Source organism: Ramlibacter lithotrophicus (assembly GCF_012184415.1).
GTDB lineage: Bacteria > Pseudomonadota > Gammaproteobacteria > Burkholderiales > Burkholderiaceae_C > Ramlibacter > Ramlibacter lithotrophicus.
On sequence record NZ_VTOX01000007.1, the window covers coordinates 164880 to 188120 of the forward strand.

Genomic DNA, 23241 nt, shown 5'->3' on the forward strand with positions numbered 1-23241 from the left:
TCAAAGTAAATCCTAGTATGCGCTGGACTCAAGCCAGCAAGCAAGGACTACCACATGGACACGACGTTCCCGCGACTGCTGCTCCAGCACGCCGCGGAGCGGCCTGGGGACCCCGCCATTCGCGAGAAGGAATACGGCATCTGGCAGACCCACACCTGGTCCGACCTGGCCACGCTCGTCGAGCACGTGGCGTGCGGCCTGCACGGCGCCGGGCTCGTCGAGGGCGATCACCTGGTCGTCATCGGTGCCAATCGCCCCCGCCTGTACGCCACGATGCTCGCCGTGCAGGCGCTCGGCGCGGTGCCGATCCCGCTGTACCAGGATGCCGTCGGCGGCGAGTGCGTCTTCCCGATCAACAACGCCGAGGTTCGCTTCGCGTTCGCCGAGGACCAGGAGCAGGTCGACAAGCTGCTGGAGATCCGCGGCCAGTGCCCGCTGCTGCAAGGAATCTACTACGACGACCCCCGAGGCCTGCGCAAGTACAGCGAACCCGGCCTGGCGCCGCTCGACGAGCTGATCGAGTCGGGCCGCGGCTTCGCCCGGCAGAATCCCGCGTTCTTCCGCGGCGAGGTCGAGAAGGCGCGGTCCGACGACGTGGCGGCCATGTTCTTCACCTCGGGGACGACCGGCAACCCGAAGGGCGTGGTCCACACGCATCGCAGCCTGCTGGACCGGGCCAGGGCCGGCGCCGACTTCGACAAGCTCACGCACCGCGAGGAGGTGCTCGCGTACCTGCCTCCGGCCTGGATCGGCCAGAACATCTTCAGCTACGCCCAATGGCTCGCCTGCGGCTACGTGGTCAACTGCCCCGAGTCGGCCAGCACGGTGAGCATCGACCTGAAGGAAATCGGGCCGACCTACTATTTCGCTCCGCCCCGCATCTTCGAAGGGCTGCTCACCAGCGTGACGATCCGCATGGAGGATGCCGGCTGGATCAAGCGCAAGATGTTCGGCCATTTCATGGAGGTCGCGCGCAAGGTCGGGCCGGCGCTCAAGGAACACAAGCCCGTCGGCTTGCTGCAGCGCGTGCAGTACGCCCTGGGGAATGCGCTGGTGTACGGGCCGCTGCGCAACAACCTGGGCTTCTCCCGCGTCCGGGTCGCGTATACGGCGGGCGAGGCGATCGGGCCGGACCTGTTCACTTTCTATCGCTCCATCGGGGTCAACCTCAAGCAGCTGTACGGGTCCACCGAAACCGCGGTATTCGTCTGCCTGCAGCCCGACGACCAGGTCAAGCCCGACACGGTCGGCATCCCGATCGCCGGCGTGGAGATCAAGGTGGCCGAGAACGGCGAGGTGCTGGTTCGCTCGCGCGGCCTGCTCAAGGAGTACTACAAGAACCCCGAGGCGACCGCCGAGGTGCTGACGGCCGACGGCTGGTATCACACCAGCGACGCCGGCTTCCTCGACGCGCATGGACACCTCAAGATCATCGACCGCGTCAAGGACGTGGGCCACATCCGCGGCGGCGTCAACGACGGCGCGATGTTCGCGCCCAAGTACGTCGAGAACAAGCTGAAGTTCTTCCCCTACATCAAGGAAGTGGTCGCGTACGGTGACGGCCGCGAGCAGGTTTGCGTCATGATCAACATCGACTTCGACGCCGTCGGCAACTGGGCGGAGCGGCGCAACCTGCCATACGCCGGTTATCCGGACCTCTCGCAGAAACCCGAGGTCTACGCTCTGATCAAGGAATGCGTCGAGAAGGTGAACGCCGACCTCGCGGCCGACGAGCGGCTGGCCGGCTCCCAGGTCAGCCGCTTCCTGATCCTGCACAAGGAACTCGATGCCGACGACGGCGAGCTGACCCGCACCAACAAGGTCCGGCGCGGATTCATCGCCGAGAAGTACGCGGTGCTGGTCGACGCGCTGTACGGAGGCAGGACCGAGCAGCACATCGAGACGCAGGTCAAGTTCGAGGACGGCCGCACGGGCGTCGTGAGCGCCACGTTGCGCATGGTCGACACCCGCACCTTCGAGCCCCTGAAGGCCGCCGCATGAAAAACGCCAGCCCCGAGAGCCGGGCCGAGGAGATCCAATGAGCAGCATCACCTTGCGCTCGGAACCCGTCGAAGCCGTGCCGCCGGACATGGCGGCGCGACTCGTCGAGCAGACGAGCGCCAACCAGCCGATCGCCCCAGCCCGCCGCACCGGCGAGGTGATCATGGACGTGCAGAACATCTCGCTCAGCTTCGGCGGCGTGAAAGCGCTGTCGGACATCTCCTTCGACGTGAGGGAGCACGAGATCCGCGCCATCATCGGCCCCAACGGCGCCGGCAAGAGCTCGATGCTCAATTGCATCAACGGCGTCTACCAGCCGCAGGAAGGCTCGATCACGTTCCGTGGCCGGACGTTCCGGCACATGAACAGCCACCAGGTGGCGACCATGGGCGTCGCGCGCACGTTCCAGAACCTGGCCCTGTTCAAGGGCATGAGCGTCCTCGACAACATCATGACGGGGCGCAACCTGCGCATCAAGAGCAACCTGTTCCTGCAGGCGCTGCGCATCGGCCCGGCGGAGCGCGAGGAGATCCGGCACCGCGAGTTCGTCGAGCACATCATCGACTTCCTCGAGATCCAGCCGTACCGCAAGACGCCCGTGGGCCAGCTGCCGTACGGACTGCAGAAGCGGGTCGACCTCGGACGCGCGCTCGCGATGGAGCCGCAACTGCTGCTGCTGGACGAGCCGATGGCCGGCATGAACGTCGAGGAGAAGCAGGACATGTGCCGCTTCGTGCTGGACGTCAACGACGAGTTCGGGACCACGGTGGTGCTGATCGAGCACGACATGGGCGTCGTCATGGACATCAGCGACCGCGTGGTGGTGCTCGATTACGGCCGCAAGATCGGCGACGGAACGCCCGCCGAAGTCCGCGACAACCCGGACGTGATCAAGGCCTATCTGGGCACGTCGCACTGAGGAAACGTCATGGGATTCTTTCTGGAAACGGTATTCGGCGGCCTCATGGCGGGGATGCTGTACTCGCTCGTCGCGCTGGGGTTCGTGCTGATCTTCAAGGCGTCCGGCGTCTTCAATTTCGCGCAGGGCGCCATGGTGCTGTTCGCGGCGCTGGCCATGGCGCGCTTCGCCGAGTGGCTTCCCGGCTGGATCGGCGTCGAGAACATCTTCGTCGTCACCGCCATCGCCGTGATCCTCGCCGGCGCCGTCATGTTCGTCGTGGCGTGGCTGGTGGAGCGGCTAGTGCTGCGGCACCTCGTGAACCAGGAAGGCGCCACCCTGTTGATGGCGACGCTGGGCATCGCCTACTTCATGGACGGGCTCGGCCAGACGATCTTCGGCAGCGACATCTACAAGATCGACGTCGGCATGCCCAAGGACCCGGTCATGGCGTTCGAGAGCGTCTTCCAGGGTGGCATCCTCCTGAACAAGGAGGACATGGTCGCGGCCGTGGTGGCCGCGCTGCTGGTGTTGCTCCTCAGCCTGTTCTTCCAGAAGACCGGAACGGGCCGCGCCCTGCGCGCGGTGGCGGACGACCACCAGGCCGCGCAGTCGATCGGCATCCCGCTGAACCGCATCTGGGTCATCGTCTGGTGCGTGGCCGGCGTCGTGGCGCTGGTTGCCGGGATCATCTGGGGCAGCAAGCTGGGCGTGCAGTTCTCGCTCGCGACCGTGGCCATGCGGGCGCTGCCGGTGGTGATCCTGGGCGGGCTCACCTCGGTGCCGGGCGCCATCATCGGCGGCCTGATCATCGGCGTCGGCGAAAAGGTATCGGAGGTCTTCCTCGGCCCGTACGTCGGCGGCGGCATCGAGATCTGGTTCGCGTACGTGCTCGCGCTGCTGTTCCTGCTGGTGCGCCCGCAGGGATTGTTCGGCGAGAAAATCATCGACAGGGTCTGAGGAGCCGCCATGCTTTACAGAGAAAACGGCCAGTTCAAGACGACCTATCGCGCCGACCAGCAGATCTTCCCGATCACGCAGGACCGCCTGTTCATCGCCGCGGCACTGCTCTTCGCCTTCGTGGTGGTGCCGGGGATCGCCAGCGACTACACGTTTCGCGCCCTGCTGGTGCCCTTCCTGATCATGTCGCTCGCCGCACTCGGCGTGAACATCCTGGTGGGGTACTGCGGGCAGATCTCGCTGGGTTCCGGCGCGTTCATGGCGGTAGGGGCCTATGGCGCGTACAACTTCTTCACCCGCATCCCGAACATGCCGCTGCTGCCGGCGCTGCTGGTCGGTGGCCTGTGCGCCACCGTCTTCGGCGTGATCTTCGGTCTGCCGAGCCTGCGCGTGAAGGGCCTGTACCTCGCCGTCGCGACGCTGGCGGCCCAGTTCTTCTCCGACTGGATGTTCCTGCGCATCAAGTGGTTCACCAACTATGCGCCGTCCGGCTCGGTTTCCGTGTCCGGCATGCAGGTGCTCGGCATGCCGATCGATTCGCCCGTGAGCAAGTACCTGCTGTGCCTGAGCATCCTGGTGGTGATGGGCCTGCTCGCGAAGAACCTCGTGCGCAGCGCCATGGGACGGGAATGGATGGCGATCCGCGACATGGACGTGGCAGCCGCCGTGATCGGCATCCGGCCGATGTACGCGAAACTCACGGCCTTCGCGGTCAGTTCCTTCATCGTCGGCGTCGCCGGCGCGCTGTGGGGCTTCGTCTACCTCGGTGCCTGGGAGCCCGCCGCCTTCTCGGTCGACCAGTCGTTCCGGCTGCTGTTCATGGTGATCATCGGCGGCCTCGGCTCGATCATGGGCAGCTTCTTCGGCGCCGCTTTCATCGTGCTGCTGCCGATCGGGCTGAACCAGTTCCTGCCGGTGTTGCTCGGCTGGTTCGGCATCGAGATTTCCACCGCCGGCATCTCGCATGCCGAACTGATGATCTTCGGCGCGCTGATCGTGTGGTTCCTGATCGTCGAGCCACACGGCCTGGCCAAGCTGTGGTCCACGGGCAAGCAGAAGCTGCGGCTGTGGCCGTTCCCCCATTGAGCGAAAGAGTCTGTTTTCAGGCAACCCGGCACCGCAAGTGCCCCAACTAGAGGAGACGTCATGAAATTGCGCAACCTTGCTCTCGCCACGTGCCTGGCGGCGGTGGCCGCCACGGCGGCGATCGCCCAGCCGAAGGAGCAGTTCTTTCCCGCCCTGCCCTACCGGACCGGCCCTTACGCCCCCAACGGCGTGCCCTGGGCCAACGGTTATCTCGACTACCTCAAGCTGGTGAACGCCCGCGGCGGCATCAACGGCGTCAAGATCATCTTCGAGGAATGCGAGACCGGCTACGACACGGCCCGCGGTGTCGAGTGCTACGAGCGGCTGAAAGGCAAGCACGGCGGCGCCACGCTGTTCCAGCCGCTGTCGACCGGCATCACGTTCGCCCTGACCGACAAGGCGCCGGGCGACAAGATCCCGCTGATCACGGCGGGCTACGGCCGCAGCGAGAGCCAGGACGGCGGCGTGTTCAAGTGGAACTTCCCCCTGGCCGGCACCTACTGGCTGGCTGCCGACGTGCTGGTGCAGTACATCGGCAAGAAGGAAGGCGGCCTCGACAAGCTCAAGGGCAAGAAGATCTCGCTGGTCTATCACGACAGCCCGTACGGCAAGGAGCCGATCGCGCTGCTGCAGGAGCGCAGCAAGATGCACGGCTTCGACTTGCAGCTGCTGCCGGTCGCTCACCCCGGCGTGGAGCAGAAGGCCACCTGGCTGCAGATCAGACAGGCGCGTCCCGACTACGTGCTGCTGTGGGGCTGGGGCGTGATGAACTCCACCTCGCTGAAGGAAGCGCAGGCCACCGGTTATCCGCGCGACAAGATGTACGGCGTCTGGTGGTCCGGTGCCGAGCCCGACGTCAAGGACGTCGGCGAGGGGGCGAAGGGCTACAACGCGATCGCGATGCAGCACGGCGCCGAACCGCAGGCAGCGGTGGTCAAGGAGGTGCTGGACAAGCTGCATGCCAAGGGCCAGGGCACCGGGCCGAAGGAAGAAGTCGGCAGCGTGCTGTACATGCGGGGCCTGATGAGCGCCATGATGGGCGTCGAGGGCGTGCGTGCGGCGCAGGAGCGCTTCGGCAAGGGCAAGTGGATGAGCGGCGAGCAGGTGCGCTGGGGCCTCGAGAACCTGAACCTCACGCAGGCCAAGCTCGACGCACTGGGCTTCAAGGGCGTCATGCGCCCGATCAGCACCTCGTGCATGGACCACCTGGGCTCGAACTGGGCCCGCATCCACACCTGGGACGGCAAGCAGTGGAAGTTCACGTCCGACTGGCTGCAGGCTGACGAACAGGTGCTCAAGCCGCTGGTCAAGCAGACCGCCGACAAGTACGCCACCGAGAAGAAGCTGCAGCGGCGCACGCCGCAGGATTGCCAATCCTGAGGTCGGCAATCCGCGGCGCCGCCGCGGATTGACAGCACCCTCCCCGTCCCCTCCCGCCAGGCGGGAGGGGCAGCGCCTCCGAGGAGGCGCCAATCGACAGGGGCGCCCGCGCTCCTGCCGATTGGTGAAAGAGAACCCATGGACCCAAAGAACATCGTCCTGAACGTCAACGGCATCGAGGTGATCTACAACCACGTGATCCTCGTGCTCAAGGGCGTGTCGCTGCAGGTGCCCGAAGGCGGCATCGTGGCGATCCTCGGCGGCAACGGCGCCGGCAAGACCACCACCCTGCGTGCCGTCTCGAACCTGCTCAAGGGCGAGCGCGGCGAGGTGACCAAGGGCTCGATCGAGCTGCGCGGCGAGCGCATCGAGAACCTGTCGCCCTCTGACCTGGTGCAGCGTGGCGTCGTCCAGGTCATGGAAGGGCGCCACTGCTTCGCGCACCTGACGATCGAGGAGAACCTGCTGACCGGCGCCTACACCCGCAAGAACAAGGCGGAAGTGGCGGCGAACCTCGAGAAGGTCTACGCCTACTTCCCGCGCCTGAAGACGCGGCGCGCCTCGCAGGCGGCCTACACGTCCGGCGGCGAGCAGCAGATGTGCGCGATCGGGCGGGCCCTGATGGCCAGCCCCAGCATCGTGCTGCTGGACGAGCCCTCGATGGGCCTGGCGCCGCAGATCGTCGAGGAAGTGTTCGGCATCGTGAAGGACCTGAACACCAAGGAGCGCGTCACTTTCCTCCTGGCGGAGCAGAACACCAACATGGCGCTGCAGTACTCCGACTACGGCTACATCATGGAGAGCGGCCGGGTCGTGATGGACGGGCCCGCCTCCGAGCTTGCGACCAACGAGGACGTCAAGGAGTTCTACCTCGGCGTTGGCGGCGGCGAGCGCAAGAGCTTCCGCGACGTCAAGAGCTACAAGCGGCGCAAGCGCTGGCTCGCCTGAACGCGCAGCCGGCGGGCTGCGGTCCCCGGCACAGCCCACCGGACCCCCATCGTTTCCCGGAGCCCCTCATGACCTCGTACTACGACGCGCTCGAAACGCGCGACCCAGCCCAGCGGGAAGCGCAACTGCTCGCCGCCCTGCCGCGCCAGGTGGCTCACGCGCAGCGGACCAGCAGCGCTTTCGCCCAGATCCTGCAAGGCGTCGACGCCGCCGCCGTCACCACGCGTGATGCGCTCGCACGCCTGCCGGTGACACGCAAGCCCGAGTTGCTGGAGCGGCAGAAGGCCAGCCGGCCGGCGGATCCTTTCGGCGGTTTTGCCGCGCTGCGGCGCGGCCCCGGCATGCCCCGCATCTTCTCGTCGCCCGGTCCGATCTACGAACCGGACAGCGCGGCGCGCGACTACTGGCGGATCGGGCGGGCGCTGTTCGCGGCGGGCTTCCGCGCCGGCGACCTGGTCCACAACGCCTTCAGCTATCACATGACCCCGGGCGCATTCATGATGGAGTCGGGCGCGCACGCCGTCGGCTGCACCGTGTTCCCGGCCGGCGTCGGCCAGACGGAACAGCAGTTGCAGGCCATCGCGGAGCTGCGGCCACAGGCATACACCGGCACGCCCAGTTTCCTGCGGATCCTGATCGAGAAGGCCCAGGAAGCTGGCAGCGACATCTCGAGCCTGCGCAAGGGCATGACCGGCGGCGAGGCGCTGCCGCCGACGCTGGTCGACTGGTTCGCGCAGCGTGGCGTCACCGTCTACCAGAGCTACGCCACGGCCGACCTCGGCCTGATCGGGTACGAAACCGAGTCGCGCCAGGGCCTCGTGGTGGACGAAAGCGTGATCGTCGAGATCGTCCGTCCCGGCACCGGCGACCCGGTCGCGGCCGGCGAGGTGGGCGAAGTGGTGGCGACCACGCTGAACCCCGACTATCCGCTGGTGCGGTTCGGGACGGGCGATCTGTCCGCCCTGCTGCCCGGAAGCTGCCCGACGGGGCGCACGAACATGCGCATCAAGGGCTGGATGGGGCGGGCCGACCAGACCACGAAGATCCGCGGCATGTTCGTGCACCCGGCGCAGGTGGCCGACATCGCGCGGCGTTTTCCGGAGGTGAAGAAGGCCCGCCTCGTCGTCAGCGGGGAAATGGCCAACGACGTCATGACGCTGAAGGTGGAGAGCGCCGGCGCACCGCAGGGTCTGGACGCGCGCATCGCCGAGGCGATCCGGGACGTGACCAAGCTGCGTGGATCGGTCGAACTGGTGCCGCCGGGCACGTTGCCGAACGACGGCAAGGTGATCGAGGACGCACGCAGCTACAAATAGCGTGGAATAGTGCCCATGCACGAGCCCTTCCTGGGGCTTTCCCGGGGGTGTTTGTAAGTACTTCCCTTGATGACCGGGCGGCAACACTACCTTAGCATCAACCGTCATCTGAAAAAGGAGCCCCCATGAATCCGTTGCTCAAGACCCTGGCGCCCGTGGCGCTGGCCGCTGTCGCCACGGTCGGCGCGCACGCCGCCGACTTCCCGGTCAAGGACAAGGTCGTCTCGATCGTCGTGCCGTTCGCGGCCGGCGGCCCGACCGACCGCGTCGCCCGCGACCTGGCGGAAGCCCTGCGCAAGCCGCTCGGCGCCACCGTGGTGGTCGAGAACGCAGCCGGCGCCGGCGGCACGATCGGCGCGAACAAGGTGGCCAAGGCGCAGCCGGACGGCCACACGGTCCTGCTGCACCATATCGGCATGTCGACCCAGCCGGCGCTGTATCGCAACCTGCCTTACAAGACGATGGACGACTTCGAGTTCCTCGGCATGGTCAACGACGTCCCGATGACGGTCATCGGCCGGTCCACGCTGCCGGCGAACAATTTCGCCGAGCTGCGCACCTGGATGAACGCCAACAAGGGCAAGGTCAACCTCGCGAACGCCGGCCTCGGCGCCGCGTCGCACCTGTGCGGCCTGATGTTCATGGAGGCGATGCAGTTCGACATGACCACCGTGCCTTACAAGGGCACCGGCCCGGCCATGACCGACCTGCTGGGCGGCCAGGTCGACCTGATGTGCGACCAGACGACCAACACCAGCGGCCAGATCGAGGCCAAGAAGGTCAAGGCCTTCGCCGTGACGACGGCCAAGCGCCTGTCGACCCCGGCGCTGAAGGACCTGCCGACCCTGCAGGAGGTCGGCATGAAGAACTTCGAAGTGACGATCTGGCACGGCATGTATGCGCCAAAGGGCACGCCGGCAGCGACGGTCAAGAAGCTGAACGACGCGCTGAAGGTCGCCCTGAAGGACCCCGAGTTCATCAAGAAGCAGGAGGGCCTGGGCGCCATCGTGGTGACCGACAAGCGCCTGGAACCGGCGGAACACAAGAAATTCGTGGCCGCCGAGATCGCCAAGTGGGGCCCGGTCATCAAGAAGGCGGGCGTCTACGCGGACTGACCGCCGGCCTGCTTGCGAGCGAGCCGCCCCCCGGGGCGGCTTTTTGCTGGGCGCTCACACGCCCCAGACGATTTCCTTGTCGGCCTGCGCGCAGCGGCGCAACATGTCGATGAACGGGACCGCGCGCTGGCGCAGCGAGACGCCTTCGAAGCGCGGCGGCACCTCGCCCCGCGTCCGGGCCTCCTCGATCGCGGCCTGCTGCTCGGCCTCCTCCGCGGCGATCGCCGCCTCCAGGGCACTGATCGCGCCGGCCATCTGGTGCGGCTCGATGATGCCCTTGGGCCCCGGGTCCTTGCCGATGATCTGGAGGACGCGGCGGCCGTTGGGCTCGAGCATGATCAGGTCGCCGGCCGCCTTGGACTTGAACTTGAAGAGCATGGATCAGTGAACTGTGCCGCCGTCGCCGGCGTACATGTACTCGCGGTTGAACGGATACGCGGATTGTGCGCCGTTCAGTGATCCGGTCTGCAACTGGCCGTCCGGCCGCGTCGCCAGGATCTGGTGCAGGCAGATCCAGCCCTGCTCGAAACACATCGCGCAGCCTGCGAGGTAGAGCCGGTAGGCGCGCAGGATGCGCCCGGCGTTGTCCGGGCTGCTGGTGGCGGACAGCACCTGCGCCGCCTGGTCGACCCGCTCCTCGAGGTTGTCCGACCAGGCCCACAGGGTCCGCGCATAGTGGGGCCGGAGGTTCTCGACGTCCACCGCTTCCAGCCCGGCGGTGGCCATCTCCCGCAGCACGTGGCTCACGTGCAGCAGTTCGCCCCCCGGGAAGATGTACTTGCCGATGAATTCGCCCATTCCGGCGCCAAGTTCTCCCGGCACGATGTTCGATGCCGTGATGCCATGGTTCATCACCAGCCCGCCCGGCTTGAGCAGCCCGAACATCTTGCCGAAATAGGCCTGCATGTTGGCTTGCCCCACGTGCTCGAACATGCCCACCGACGCGATCTTGTCGAACGCCGCCGATTCGTCGAGGTCCCGGTAGTCACGCAATTCCATGCGCACCCGGCCCTCGAGGCCCTTTTCCCGGATCAGCCGCTGCACGTGAGCATGCTGGTTCTTCGACAGCGTGATGCCCGTGGCGGTCACGCCGTAGCGCTCCGCCGCCCACAGCAGCAGGCCGCCCCAACCGGCGCCGACGTCGAGGAACTTCTCGCCCGGCCTCAGCATGAGCTTGCGGCAGATGTGGTCCAGCTTGGCCTCCTGCGCCTGCGCCAGCGACATCCCCGGGTCGCGGAAGTAGGCACACGAGTACACCCGCCGCCGGTCCAGCCACAACGCGTAGAAGTCATCGCTCACGTCGTAGTGGAACTGGACCTGCTGCGCATCCTTGTGCGGCGTGTGGGAGGCGAGCGACTTGGCCCGCCGCATCACCTGCGTCCACCAGTGGGTGTCGCTGTTCACCGGCGCTCCGGGCAGCAGTCCCCGCGCGATGGCCATGACGTCCCGCATGCGGCCTTGCAGTTCCACGCGGTTCTCGACGATGTCCTCCGCGAGTCGGCCAACCTGTCCGGCGGCCAGGGTCGCCAGGGCAGTCCAGTCGTGAAACGACAGCATCACCTTCGCCGCCGGCGGGCCGAGCCGCTGTCCGCCGGGCAGTCGCAGCGCCAGCGCCACGGGCAGCTGCGCCAGTTGCGACTCGACCCGGCGCACCAGAAGTGTGTCCATGGGGAAATTCTGGCCCGGCCGGCCGGCCGCCGTCAACGCCGCTCCTGTAGGACGGCGCCGACGCCGGAGCGGCGGGCGCATCTGCGGGTCGCCGCTGTTGACATCGATTGGTTGACACCTAAACTAATCGCGATGACCCACCGCGACGAGCACATGGACCTGGAAGCGCGCGTCCACAGTGAACACCCGGAAGCCCTGCGCCTGTGGCTGCGGCTCCTGACCTGCACGCAGCTCGTCGAAAAGGACGTGCGCAGCCGCCTGCGGGAGCGCTTTGCCACCACCTTGCCCCGCTTCGACCTGATGGCGCAGCTCGAACGCGCCCCGCAGGGGCTGAAAATGAACGAGTTGTCGACCCGCATGATGGTGACCGGCGGCAACGTCACCGGCATCACCGACCAGCTGGTTGCCGAAGGACTCGTCGACCGCCTGACGGTCGCCGGCGACCGCCGCGCGTGTCGCGTGCGGCTGACGTCCAGGGGCCGCCGGCTGTTCCGCGAGATGGCCCACGAACACGAGGCGTGGATCGTCGACGCGTTCGCAGCCCTGAATGAGCGCGAACTCGCCACCTTGCACCGACTGCTCGGGAAGGTGAAGGACCACGCACGGTCCCACCGGGCCGCAGCATGACCGCCCCCACGGGGCAGGAGCCGCCGATGTCAGCCCAGACCGATCGCTTCGTCCACGACCGGCTCCCGCCGCGCGAGCAATGGCCGCAATTGCGGTATGACCTGCCGGAATTGCAGCTGCCGGGGCAGCTGAACCTCGTCGAGCGCCTGCTCGATGCAGCGCCGTCCCGCGGCTGGGGCGGCCATCCCTGCCTGCGGTCGGCGCGCGAGATCCTCACCTATGCGCAGGTGCGCGGGCGGGTGGATGCCACCTGCAAGGTGCTGGTGGAGGAGCTCGGCCTCGTGCCCGGCAATCGCGTGCTGCTGCGCGGCGGCAACTCGGTCGCCATGGCCGTCGCGTGGCTGGCGGTGGTCAAGGCGGGACTGGTCGCGGTGGCGACGATGCCGCTGCTGCGCGCGCGAGAGCTGGCCGACATCGTCGACAAGGCCCAGCCGACCGCGGCGCTCTGCGACGCCGCCCTGCTCGACGAACTGGAACTGGCCCGCGGCGAGCGGCCCGGGTTGCCGGAACCCGTCCTCTTCAACACGGCAGGCACGCCCGGTTCGCTCGAGGCGCGGGCCGCCTCGAAATCCGGGGCGTTCACCGCCTGCCCCACCGCCGGCCACGACATCGCGATGATGGCCTTCACCTCCGGCACCACCGGCAAGCCGAAGGCCGCCGTCCACACTCACCGCGACGTGCTGGCCGCCTGCGAGGCGTGGCCGCGCCACGTGCTGCGCGCGACGCCCGACGACATCGTCGTGGGCTCGCCCCCCCTGGCCTTCACGTTCGGGCTGGGCGGCCTGCTGGTCTTCCCGCTGTGGGCCGGCGCCTCGGTCTTCTTCCCGGACGGTCCGTACAACCCGGAGAGCATGGTCAGGCAGATCGGGGAGATCGGCGCCACGATCTGCTACACGGCGCCGACCTTCTACCGGCAGATGGCGCCCTTCGCGCGCCAGCACGGCATCGGGCGGCTGCGCATCTGCGTGAGCGCCGGCGAGGGCCTGCCGGACGCGACGCGCCAGCTCTGGAAAGAGGCCACCGGCATCGAGATGCTCGACGGCATCGGCGCCACCGAGATGTTCCACATCTTCATCTCGTCGGCGGGCAGCGACGTGCGGCCCGGCGCCATCGGCAAGGTCGTGCCCGGCTACCAGGCCAAGGTGGTCGACGCCGAAGGCCGGGAGCTGCCACGCGGCACGATCGGGTCGCTGGCGGTGATCGGGCCGACCGGCTGCCGCTACCTGGAGGATGCCCGCCAGACGCAGTACGTGCGCGGCGGCTGGAACTATCCCGGCGACGCCTTCATGCAGGACGAGGACGGCTACTTCTTCTACCAGGCGCGCGCCGACGACATGATCATCACGGCCGGCTACAACGTCGGCGGCCCGGAAGTCGAGGACGCCTTGCTGCGCCATCCGGCCGTCGCGGAGTGCGGCGTGATCGGCAAGCCGGACGAAGCGCGAGGCATGATCGTGAAGGCGTTCTGCGTCCTGAAGCCGGGCCAGACCGGCGACGCCGCCATGGTCAAGGCGCTGCAGGACCACGTGAAGGCCACTATCGCGCCGTTCAAGTACCCGCGCGAGATCGAATTCCTGCCCAACCTGCCCCGCACCGAGACCGGCAAGCTCCAGCGATTCAAGCTGCGCCAGCTTTGAGGAAGCCGCCGCGGGCGACGGCCGGATAATCGCGGCATGCCAGCTTATTCGTTCGAAGCCCTGGACGCCCAGGGCGAGACCCGCCGCGGCGTGATGGAGGCGGACACGGCCAAGGCCGTGCGCAGCCAGTTGCGCGCGCAGGCGCTGGTGCCGCTGCAGGTGCAGCCCGTTGGCAGCGGCACCGCCGCCAACGAACCCGGCTTCGGCTGGGCCGACCAGCTGCTGCGGCGCAACGTCTTTTCGGCCACCGGCCTGGCGATCTGGACTCGCCAGCTGGCGGGCCTGGTCACGTCCGGGCTGCCGCTGGAGCGGGCGCTGACGGCGCTCACCGAAGAATCCGAGAACGAGCGCGAGCGCCACCTGGTGGCCGCGCTGCGCGCCGAGGTGAACGCCGGCTCGTCGTTCGGAAAAGCGCTGGCGCGCTTTCCCCGCGAGTTCCCGGACATCTACACCGCCGTGATCGGCGCCGGCGAGCAGAGCGGCAACCTCGGCCTGGTGCTGGAGCGGCTGGCCGACGACCTCGAGGAGCGCCAGGCGCTGCAGGCGCGGCTGATGGGGGCGGCGCTGTACCCGGCGATCGTCACCGTCGTGGCGATCGGCATCGTGCTGTTCCTGGTCGCCTACGTGGTGCCGCAGGTCGCCAACGTGTTCGCCGGCAGCAAGCGGGCCCTGCCGTTCCTCACCGTCGCGATGCTCGCCATCAGCGGCGCCGTGCGGAACTGGGGCTGGATCGCGCTGATCGTCGCCGTCGCCGGGGCCATCGCCGGCCGGCTCGCGCTGCGCAACGCCGGAACGCGGGAGCGCTTCGACGCCGCCTGGCTGCGGCTGCCCATCCTCGGGCGGCTCTCGCGCGGCTACAACGCGGCGCGCTTCGCCAGCACCCTTGCGCTGCTGGCAGGCGCGGGCGTGCCGATCCTCAAGGCGCTGCAGGCGGCGGCCGAGACGCTCGGCAACCGCGCCATGCGAGCCGATGCGCTCGACGCGCTGGTGCTGGTGCGCGAGGGCGCGCCGCTCGCCTCGGCGATGGCGCAGAAGAAGCGCTTTCCCGGCCTGCTCGCCATGTTCGCGCGGATGGGCGAGCAGACCGGCCAGTTGCCGGCGATGCTGCAGCGCGCCGCCAACCAGCTCGGCGCCGAAGTCCAGCGGCGCGCCATGCAGCTGGCGACCATCCTGGAGCCGCTGCTGATCGTCGGCATGGGCGCCATCGTGATGCTGATCGTGCTCGCGGTGCTGCTGCCGATCATCCAGTTGAACCAGTTCGCCCGCTGAAGGAGAGCCGCCGTGGCCGTCTCGCTCGACAACAAGCTGGTGGTGGCCATTTCCTCGCGCGCACTGTTCAACTTCGAGGAAGAGAACGCCATCTTCGAGAGCGGCGATCCGCAGGCCTACATGCGGCTGCAACTGGAACGGCTGGAGCAGCCGGCGCGGCCGGGCATCGCCTTTTCGCTGATCAAGAAGCTGCTCGCCTTCAACGACACGACGGCGCAGCGCGTCGAGGTGGTGATCCTGTCGCGCAACGACCCGGTGTCTGGCATGCGCATATTCCGCTCCGGCCATGCCAACGAGATCAAGCTGGAGCGCGGCGTGTTCACGCAGGGAAGGTCGCCGTTCCGCTACCTGCGCCCGCTGCGGGCGCACCTCTTCCTCTCGGCCAATGCCGACGACGTGCGCGAGGCACTCGCTGCCGGCTTTCCGTCGGCCCGGGTGCTGACCGAGTCGGTGCTGGCCGGCAACAACTATCCGAACGAAGTGCGCATCGCCTTCGACGGTGATGCAGTGCTGTTCTCCGACGAGGCGGAGCGCGTATTCCAGGCGCAGGGCCTGGACGCATTCCAGGCGCACGAACTGAGCAAGGCGACGCAGCCTTTGCCGGAGGGCCCATTCAAGCCGCTGCTGGCGGCCTTGCACCGGCTGCAGCAGGCCGGCACGCCCGCGATGCGCATCCGCACCGCGCTGGTGACGGCGCGCAGCGCGCCGGCGCACGAACGGGCGATCCGCACGCTGATGCAATGGGACATCCGGGTGGACGAGGCGATGTTCCTCGGCGGGCTGGCCAAGGGCGAGTTCCTGCGCGAGTTCGAGCCCGACTTCTTCTTCGACGACCAGACCGGCCACGTCGACCATGCCGCGCGGCACGTGCCTTCGGGCCACGTGGCGGCGGGCATCTCCAACCTGCAGCGCTGAGCCGGCGCGGCGCTCAGGTGCGCCCGATGCTGCGCGCCTCGCGCCGCGCGATCCAGATGGTCGAGGCGCTGATCACGATGCCGCCGATGATGGTCGAACGGCTCGGCTGGTCCGAGAACACCAGCCAGCCCAGCAGCGAAGCCCACACCAGCTCGAGGAACTTGACCGACTGCGTGGCCGAGATGTCGGCCACGGTGTAGGAACGCGCGAGGAAGTAGTGGCCCAGGCTGCCCAGGAGGCCGCACACCAGGAAACTGAACCACTGGGCCGCGCTGGGCGTCTGCCACGAGATCAGCGCCAGCGGCAAGCTCAGGAGGGCGACGGAGATCGACTGCCAGACGACGATCACCGCCGGCCGCTCGTAGCGTGCGAGGCCCTTCGTGATCAGGAACGAGGCAGCGAACATCGGCGAGGACGCCAGCATGAGCAGGGTGTAGATGCCGCCACTGCCGGTGAGCTGCGGCGCGACCACGATCAGCACCCCCGCCAGGCCGATCAGGGCGGCGACCCAGCGCTCCCAGCGCATCCGCTCGCCGAAGAACCATGCCGCCCCGAGCATGATGAAGATCGGTCCGGTGAACCCGATCGCGGTGGTGTCGGCCAGCGTGATGTGCGGGATCGCCGTGAACCAGAGGCAAAGGCCTGCCGTGTGCACTCCACCGCGCACGAACTGGCCGGTCACGTTCCTGGGGCGGTACGCGGCGGCGCCGTAACGCACGATCAGCGGCAGCATCACGACCAGGCCGAACGCGTAGCGCAGGAACTGGGTCTCGAACGGATCGAGCTGCAGCGACAGCTCGCGCATGATCGTGTTCAGGGCCACGAACGTGAAGCCGGCCGACATCGACCAGAGCAGCCCGCGTACCGTGGGGTCGAGCCGCGACATGCGCCGCGGCACCAGCGCCGCCTGGCGCCTGAGGTTTGCCAGGCTGGTGCGAGCGCGACTACTTCGGGCTCGCACGGCAGGTCGCATGCGCGGGACTATAGCCGAGGCGCGGCGGCACTGTTGGTCGCGGCCCGCGGCCGCGGCGGGTCAGTGGGCGCCGAGCTCGCCGGGCCGCGGCGGCGCCGCCGCCGGCAGCCACCGCGCCGCGCGGGCGCCCTCGCCCGCCTTCACGATGGTCACTGGCACCGGCGCCGCATGGGCCAGCGCATGCGAGACCGAGCCGAGAAAAGCACTGGCCAGCGCGCCCTTGCCGTCGGCGCCGATGACGATATGCGCGCAATTGCGCTCGACGGCCAGGTCGGACAGCGCGCGCACCGGATCGCCAGAGACCACCTCGCATTCGAACGCGATGCCGGCCGCCCGGCACAGCTCGCGGGCCGGCTCCAGCAGGTGGGCGCCGGCGCCGGCGCTCACGTCCTTGATCACGTCCGGATCGTGCGCCACCACGATCTCGTACAGCGAGGCCGGCGGCTGCACGTTGGCAAGCACCAGGTCGGCGCGCAAGCCCTGCTTGACCAGGGCGATGGCATGCCGCACCGCCTCGAGGGAGAGCGGCGAGCCGTCGACGGGGACCAGGATCTTCATGGCGAGCTCCTCGGGTGGCCGTGTCAGCCACCTTAGCATCGGCCGGAGTGCGGCGCAACCGGCCGCGCCCCCGCGCGCGGCAGCGGCCCGCCACGAAAATGCCGCCGCCGGTGACTTTCGTCAACGCGGCCGCCGCGCCCGGCGGCGATGCTTGGCACATGGGGTCGAGCCACCGCCGGTCACACCGGCGCGCGCCGCTTGATGTAGCCTCGCGGCCTGCACTGCCCAGCCGCTGCGGCCCGGCCTCATCCAGATCCACGAGAAAGAGTTCATGAAGCGTTTTCCCGGTTGGGAGCAACGCGCCGTTTCCGCCGAGGACGTCGTTGCCCATCTCAAGAGCCAGCACAAAGTCTTCGTCCACGGCGCCGCCGCCACCCCTACGACCTTGCTCGACGCGATGGTCGGCCGCACCGACCTGGAAGGCGTGCAGCTGTTCCACCTGCACCTGAGCGGGAACCTGCAGTTCGCGCAGCCGCGCTACCGCGACGCATTCGTCTCGAATCCGCTGTTCACCGACCACGGCATGCGCGGTGCGGTGGAGGACGGCCGGGCGTTCTTCGTGCCGGTGTTCCTGTCGGACGTGCCGGACCTGTTCGCGACGCGCCGCATTCCCCTGGACGTCGCCGTGGTCTCCCTGTCGCCCCCCGACGAGCATGGCCTCTGCACGCTCGGGACGTCGGTCGACGCGGCCAAGAGCGCCACCGAGAACGCCACCATCGTGCTGGCCGAGATCAACGAGCAGTTGCCACGCACCTATGGCGCCACGGTGGTGCCGTTCGAACGCGTCACCGCCTTCGTGCACACCGACCGGCCGCTGCACGAGGCCCATACGCCGCCGATCGGCGAAGTCGAGAACCGAATCGGCGAACACATCGCCGGCCTGGTCGAGGACGGCGCCACGCTGCAGATGGGGATCGGGGCCATTCCCAACGCCGTGCTGAGCCGCCTGGGCAGCAAGAACGATCTGGGCGTGCACACCGAAATGTTCTCCGACCTGCTGGTACCGCTGATGAAGAGCGGCGTGGTCACCAACCGCTACAAGAACGTGCACCGCGGCCGTACGGTGACCAGCTTCGTCAGCGGCACGCGCGAACTGTTCGACTTCGTCGACAACAACCAGCTGGTGGAATTCCACCCCTGTGACCGCACCAACGACACGGCGCTGATCCGCCAGAATCCACGCGTGGTGGCGGTGAACGCGGCGCTGGAGATCGATCTCACCGGGCAGGTGTGCGCCGACTCGATCGGCCACCGCATCTATTCCGGCATCGGCGGGCAGATGGACTTCATCCGCGGCGCGGCCCTGTCCGAAGGCGGCAAGGCCATCATCGCGCTGCCGTCCACGGCCAGGAACGGGCAGTTGTCGCGCATCGTGTCCACGCTCAAGCCGGGCGCGGGCGTCGTCACCACGCGCGGACACGTGCAGTACGTCGCGACGGAGTTCGGAATCGTCGACCTGCACGGACTGAACCTGAAGCAGCGGGCGCAGGCGCTGATCTCGATTGCGCATCCGGACTTCCGCGCGGAGCTGGCGCGCGAAGTGCGGGAGATCCGGCACTTCATCCTGGGTTGACCCCGGAACGACACCCGCGGGAGGGCACCGGCTCGAGGGGCAAGAGGGCGTCGTCCACCGCCCCGCTGTCGGACAAGGGGCTTGAATCCTGTCGGAAAACCCGTATCATTAGCACTCGCTGGAGTTGAGTGCTAACAGCCGTGCTTGGGCGCCCACTCCACAGGTTAATGAGCGCTGACTTCGTTGGCGCTTTTTTGTCCCCCTCAGTTTCAGTCAAGGAGATGCAATGAAACTTCGTCCCCTGCACGATCGCGTGATCGTCAAGCGTGTGGAAAACGAGACCCGCACCGCTTCGGGCATCGTGATCCCGGACAATGCCGCCGAGAAGCCGGACCAGGGTGAAGTCCTGGCCGTGGGTCCCGGCCGCAAGAACGACAAGGGCGAGCTCATTGCCCCGAACATCGCCGTGGGCAACCGCGTCCTGTTCGGCAAGTACAGCGGCCAGACCGTCAAGGTCGACGGCGAGGAGCTGCTGGTCATGAAGGAAGACGACCTGTTCGCCGTCATCGAGGGCTGAGCCCGGCCATCCCGTCCAATCATTCAATCGAGGTAAGAACACATGGCAGCTAAAGACGTCATTTTCGGCGGCGACGCACGTCACCGCATGGTCGAAGGCGTGAACATCCTGGCCAACGCGGTCAAGGTCACGCTGGGTCCCAAGGGCCGCAACGTGGTGCTGGAACGCTCGTTCGGCTCTCCCACGGTCACCAAGGACGGCGTGTCCGTGGCCAAGGAAATCGAGCTGAAGGACAAGCTCCAGAACATGGGCGCCCAGATGGTCAAGGAAGTCGCTTCCAAGACCAGCGACATCGCCGGTGACGGCACGACCACCGCCACCGTGCTGGCCCAGGCCATCGTGCGCGAAGGCATGAAGTACGTGGCCGCCGGCATGAACCCGATGGACCTGAAGCGCGGCATCGACAAGGCCGTCGTGGCCCTGGTCGACCAGCTGAAGAAGGCGTCCAAGGCGACGACGACGTCGAAGGAAATCGCCCAGGTCGGCGCCATCTCGGCCAACAGCGACGAGACGATCGGCAAGATCATCGCCGACGCGATGGACAAGGTCGGCAAGGAAGGCGTGATCACCGTGGAAGACGGCAAGTCGCTGGAGAGCGAGCTGGACGTCGTCGAAGGCATGCAGTTCGACCGCGGCTACCTGTCGCCGTACTTCATCAACAACCCGGACAAGCAGTCCGCGCTGCTCGACAACCCGTTCGTGCTGCTGTACGACAAGAAGGTCAGCAACATCCGCGACCTGCTGCCGATCCTGGAGCAGGTGGCCAAGGCCGGCCGTCCGCTGCTGGTGATCGCCGAGGAAGTCGAAGGCGAAGCGCTGGCGACCCTGGTGGTCAACACCATCCGCGGCATCCTGAAGGTCGTCGCCGTCAAGGCCCCGGGCTTCGGCGACCGCCGCAAGGCCATGCTGGAAGACATCGCCATCCTGACCGGCGGCAAGGTGATTTCGGAAGAAGTCGGCCTGACGCTCGAGAAGGTGACGCTGGCTGACCTGGGCCAGGCCAAGCGCATCGAAGTCGGCAAGGAAAACACCACGATCATCGACGGCGCCGGCGCTGCCGCCGACATCGAGGCGCGCGTCAAGCAGATCCGCGTCCAGATCGAGGAAGCCACCAGCGACTACGACCGCGAGAAGCTGCAGGAGCGCGTGGCCAAGCTGGCCGGCGGCGTGGCCGTGATCAAGGTCGGTGCCGCCACCGAAGTCGAGATGAAGGAAAAGAAGGCGCGCGTGGAAGACGCGCTGCACGCCACCCGCGCTGCCGTCGAAGAAGGCATCGTGGCCGGCGGCGGCGTCGCCCTGCTGCGTGCCAAGCAGGCCGCTGGCGAGATCAAGGGTGAGAACCCCGACCAGGACGCCGGCATCAAGCTGGTGCTCAAGGCGATCGAGTCGCCGCTGCGCGAGATCGTGTCCAACGCCGGTGGCGAGCCGAGCGTGGTGGTCAACGCCGTCCTGGGCGGCAAGGGCAACTACGGCTTCAACGCCGCCAACGACACCTACGGCGACATGATCGAGATGGGCATCCTGGACCCGACGAAGGTGACGCGCACTGCGCTGCAGAACGCCGCTTCCGTCGCCGGCCTGATGCTCACGACCGAAGCCATGGTCGCCGAGGCGCCGAAGGACGAGGCCCCGGCCGGCGGCATGCCTGGTGGCATGGGCGGCATGGGTGGCATGGGCGGCATGGACATGTAATGTCCTGCACGGAGAAGACGCGATGCGTTTTCTCCGTGCGCTCCAGTCAGATGGAAAAGCCGGGCCAAGCCCGGCTTTTCCATTGGGTGGCGCGCTGCGCGTTGCTCCGCCGCGCCCGAAACTTCTGCTTTAGACGGCGCCGGGTGGAAGGGCTCCGGGCTCCTCGCTGCCGGGCAGGGAACCGTATTCGTTCGCTTGCGGATCGCTCTGCTGGGCGCACCAGTACAGCAGGATCAGGAAGCCGAGGACCGGGATGAATCCAAGCAGCAGGAACCACGCGCTCTTGTGCACGTCGTGCAGGCGGCGCGCGCCGACGGCCAGCGCGGGCAGCAGCAGTGCCAGCGTAGCCAGCACATAGAGCATCTCCCCCAGCATGCTGGCCACCGCCAGCACGATCACCTGGAACAGGAAGAACCACCAGAATTCGGGCCGCCCGGCGCGGCCCGTGAAAGTGGCGTACTTGTTGAAGCAGGTCTTGATCGCCTGGGTGAAATCCATCGGGTCCTCCTCGTACGGCCAGGCCGTCCGCTGCGATCATAGTCGCCGCCCTGGCCGCCGCTACCGTCCCGTGGACAGCCGCTGCAACAGGCCGGCGGTCGACGGGTCCAGGCCCGCGGTGTCGCCACTGGCCAGTCGCGGCGCAAGGTCCTTGGCAAGCACCTTGCCCAGTTCCACGCCCCACTGGTCGTAGCTGTTGATGCCCCACAGCGCGCCGCTGACGAACACGCGATGTTCGTACAGCGCCACGAGCGCGCCGAGGGCGGCCGGGTCGAGCCGTTCCAGCACGAAGAAGGTGCTGGGCCGGTTGCCTGGGAAGTCCTCGTGGCCGCCGGGATCGGCCTTGCCCAGCATCAGCGCCTGGGCCTGGGCCAGGGCATTCGCCAGCAGCTGTTCGTGATGGCCAGGCAGCGCATGGGCCGGCTCGCGCACGGCGATGAACTCCACCGGGACGACGTCGGTTCCCTGGTGCAGCATCTGGAAGTACGCATGCTGCCCGTTGGTGCCGGGCTCGCCCCACAGCACGGGTGACGTGCCGAACCCGAGCGGCCGGCCGTCGCGGTCGACGCGCTTGCCGTTGCTTTCCATCTCCAGCTGCTGCAGGTACGCGGGCAAGCGGCGCAGCGCGCTGTGGTACGGCGCGATGCTGCGGCTGGTGAAGCGATGGAAGTTCCGGTACCAGACGTCGAGCAGGCCGAGCCGCACCGGCAGGTTGCGCTCCAGCGGCGCGGTCGCGAAATGGCGATCCATCGCGTGCGCCCCGGCGAGCAGTTCACGAAAGCGGTCAGCGCCGATGGCGATGGCCAGCGGCAGTCCGATCGCCGACCACATGGAGTAGCGCCCGCCGACCCAGTCCCAGAAGCCGAAGGTGGTCGTGATGCCGAACTCGCGCGCCGCCCCGACGTTGGTCGTCAACGCGACGAAGTGCCGCCCGATGTCGCGACCGCCCCGCGCTTCGAACCACGCCTTGGCCGAACGCGCGTTCGTCATGGTCTCCAGCGTGGTGAATGTCTTGGAGGCGACGAGGAACAGCGTGCGGTCCGGCTGCACCTGGCGCAGCACGGCATCGAGCTCGTGGCCGTCCACGTTCGAGACGAAATGGAAGCGCCGCCCGGACGCGGCGTGCGCCCCCAGCGCCACGACGGCCATCTGCGGCCCGAGGTCGGAGCCGCCGATGCCGATGTTGACGACGTCGGTGATCGCCGCGTCGCCGCGCACCTGCTCGGCATACCCGAGCATGGCGTCGAGTGTGGCGTGCACCTGCGCAAGGTCGGCGTCGGCACCGGCCCCGGGCGGCGTTCGCAGCAGCCAGTGCTTCACGGCACGCTGTTCGGTGTTGTTGATCGGGGCACCGGCCAGCATGGCGTCGCGCTGCGCCTCGAGGCCGCATTCGCGCGCCAGGTCCATCAGCAGCGCTTCCGTTCGCGCATCGACCAGGTTTTTCGACAGATCGGCGAAGAGGTGCGGCGCTTCCTGGCTGAAGCCGGCGAAGCGGCCCGGGTCGGCGCCGAACGCCTGCCGCAGGTCGAACGCGTGGCCGACCTTCTCGAAATGGTTCTGCAGCGCCGCCCAGGCCGCGGTCCGGTCGCAGCGCACGGCTGCGGTGTGTC

General features: G+C 67.9%; 21 protein-coding genes. 15 read left to right on the top strand and 6 right to left on the bottom strand.

Annotated elements, in window-relative coordinates; translation table 11 throughout:
• Window positions 1–54: 54 nt before the first annotated feature.
• From RAMLITH_RS18415 to RAMLITH_RS18450, 8 genes are all read left to right on the top strand, one after another.
• A complete protein-coding gene (locus tag RAMLITH_RS18415) occupies window positions 55–2001 on the top strand; it encodes an AMP-dependent synthetase/ligase (protein ID WP_168108907.1) in 1947 nt (648 codons plus the stop codon).
• 163 nt (window positions 2002–2164) lie between these two features.
• The gene (locus tag RAMLITH_RS18420; RefSeq protein WP_238344281.1) at window positions 2165–2920 is read left to right on the top strand and encodes an ABC transporter ATP-binding protein; all 756 of its coding nucleotides are present in this window, start codon (window positions 2165–2167) and stop codon (window positions 2918–2920) included.
• Window positions 2921–2929: 9 nt separating this feature from the next.
• Window positions 2930–3859, top strand: a complete 930-nt coding sequence (locus RAMLITH_RS18425; RefSeq protein ID WP_168108908.1) for a branched-chain amino acid ABC transporter permease — start codon at window positions 2930–2932, stop codon at window positions 3857–3859.
• Between the two features lie 9 nt (window positions 3860–3868).
• Window positions 3869–4945: a branched-chain amino acid ABC transporter permease gene (locus RAMLITH_RS18430; RefSeq protein WP_168108909.1), complete on the top strand. Its 1077-nt coding sequence runs from the start codon at window positions 3869–3871 to the stop codon at window positions 4943–4945.
• A 60-nt stretch (window positions 4946–5005) separates the two neighbouring features.
• Window positions 5006–6325, top strand: coding sequence for an ABC transporter substrate-binding protein (locus RAMLITH_RS18435; protein WP_168108910.1), 1320 nt, complete (start codon window positions 5006–5008; stop codon window positions 6323–6325).
• A gap of 138 nt (window positions 6326–6463) precedes the next feature.
• Window positions 6464–7273, top strand: a complete 810-nt coding sequence (locus RAMLITH_RS18440; RefSeq protein WP_168108911.1) for an ABC transporter ATP-binding protein — start codon at window positions 6464–6466, stop codon at window positions 7271–7273.
• Between the two features lie 68 nt (window positions 7274–7341).
• On the top strand, window positions 7342–8589 hold the full coding sequence (locus tag RAMLITH_RS18445; RefSeq protein WP_168108912.1) for a phenylacetate--CoA ligase family protein: 1248 nt from the start codon (window positions 7342–7344) through the stop codon (window positions 8587–8589).
• A gap of 125 nt (window positions 8590–8714) precedes the next feature.
• A complete protein-coding gene (locus RAMLITH_RS18450) occupies window positions 8715–9704 on the top strand; it encodes a tripartite tricarboxylate transporter substrate-binding protein (protein WP_168108913.1) in 990 nt (329 codons plus the stop codon).
• A gap of 54 nt (window positions 9705–9758) precedes the next feature.
• Here the strand turns inward: RAMLITH_RS18450 and RAMLITH_RS18455 are convergent, their stop codons facing one another.
• Both RAMLITH_RS18455 and RAMLITH_RS18460 read right to left on the bottom strand, forming a co-directional pair.
• Window positions 9759–10082: a DUF1840 domain-containing protein gene (locus RAMLITH_RS18455; protein ID WP_168108914.1), complete on the bottom strand. Its 324-nt coding sequence runs from the start codon at window positions 10080–10082 to the stop codon at window positions 9759–9761.
• A gap of 3 nt (window positions 10083–10085) precedes the next feature.
• A complete protein-coding gene (locus RAMLITH_RS18460; protein WP_168108915.1) occupies window positions 10086–11372 on the bottom strand; it encodes a class I SAM-dependent methyltransferase in 1287 nt (428 codons plus the stop codon).
• 153 nt (window positions 11373–11525) lie between these two features.
• Here RAMLITH_RS18460 and RAMLITH_RS18465 point away from each other — a divergent pair, with 153 nt between their 5' ends.
• From RAMLITH_RS18465 to RAMLITH_RS18480, 4 genes are read left to right on the top strand one after another with little or no spacing between them, the layout of a single operon-like run.
• Window positions 11526–11999, top strand: coding sequence for a MarR family winged helix-turn-helix transcriptional regulator (locus RAMLITH_RS18465; RefSeq protein ID WP_168108981.1), 474 nt, complete (start codon window positions 11526–11528; stop codon window positions 11997–11999).
• Window positions 12000–12025: 26 nt separating this feature from the next.
• Window positions 12026–13636 carry an AMP-binding protein gene (locus tag RAMLITH_RS18470; RefSeq protein WP_168108916.1) on the top strand — a complete coding sequence of 537 codons (1611 nt, stop codon included), beginning with the start codon at window positions 12026–12028 and terminating at the stop codon, window positions 13634–13636.
• 36 nt (window positions 13637–13672) lie between these two features.
• Window positions 13673–14905: a type II secretion system inner membrane protein GspF gene (gspF, locus tag RAMLITH_RS18475; RefSeq protein WP_168108917.1), complete on the top strand. Its 1233-nt coding sequence runs from the start codon at window positions 13673–13675 to the stop codon at window positions 14903–14905.
• Window positions 14906–14917: 12 nt separating this feature from the next.
• Window positions 14918–15820, top strand: a complete 903-nt coding sequence (locus RAMLITH_RS18480) for a 5'-nucleotidase (protein WP_168108918.1) — start codon at window positions 14918–14920, stop codon at window positions 15818–15820.
• 13 nt (window positions 15821–15833) lie between these two features.
• On the opposite strand, the gene RAMLITH_RS18485 is transcribed toward RAMLITH_RS18480, so the two are convergent.
• Window positions 15834–16793, bottom strand: coding sequence for a DMT family transporter (locus tag RAMLITH_RS18485; protein ID WP_238344272.1), 960 nt, complete (start codon window positions 16791–16793; stop codon window positions 15834–15836).
• A 60-nt stretch (window positions 16794–16853) separates the two neighbouring features.
• Entirely contained in the window at window positions 16854–17351 is a 498-nt protein-coding gene (locus RAMLITH_RS18490) for a universal stress protein (protein WP_168108919.1), read from the bottom strand.
• A gap of 271 nt (window positions 17352–17622) precedes the next feature.
• Between RAMLITH_RS18490 and RAMLITH_RS18495 the strand changes: the two genes are divergently transcribed.
• The 3 genes from RAMLITH_RS18495 to groL all read left to right on the top strand — a co-directional run bounded on the left by RAMLITH_RS18495 (window position 17623) and on the right by groL (window position 21133).
• Entirely contained in the window at window positions 17623–18924 is a 1302-nt protein-coding gene (locus RAMLITH_RS18495; protein WP_168108920.1) for an acetyl-CoA hydrolase/transferase family protein, read from the top strand.
• A gap of 226 nt (window positions 18925–19150) precedes the next feature.
• Complete coding sequence (locus RAMLITH_RS18500; protein ID WP_168108921.1) at window positions 19151–19441, top strand: co-chaperone GroES; 291 nt, start codon at window positions 19151–19153, stop codon at window positions 19439–19441.
• Window positions 19442–19483: 42 nt separating this feature from the next.
• Window positions 19484–21133, top strand: coding sequence for a chaperonin GroEL (groL, locus tag RAMLITH_RS18505; protein WP_168108922.1), 1650 nt, complete (start codon window positions 19484–19486; stop codon window positions 21131–21133).
• Between the two features lie 129 nt (window positions 21134–21262).
• Here groL and RAMLITH_RS18510 read toward each other — a convergent pair whose 3' ends face one another.
• Window positions 21263–21631 carry a DUF805 domain-containing protein gene (locus RAMLITH_RS18510; RefSeq protein WP_168108923.1) on the bottom strand — a complete coding sequence of 123 codons (369 nt, stop codon included), beginning with the start codon at window positions 21629–21631 and terminating at the stop codon, window positions 21263–21265.
• Window positions 21632–21691: 60 nt separating this feature from the next.
• Window positions 21692–23227, bottom strand: a complete 1536-nt coding sequence (gene pgi / locus RAMLITH_RS18515) for a glucose-6-phosphate isomerase (RefSeq protein ID WP_168108924.1) — start codon at window positions 23225–23227, stop codon at window positions 21692–21694.
• Window positions 23228–23241: the final 14 nt, after the last annotated feature.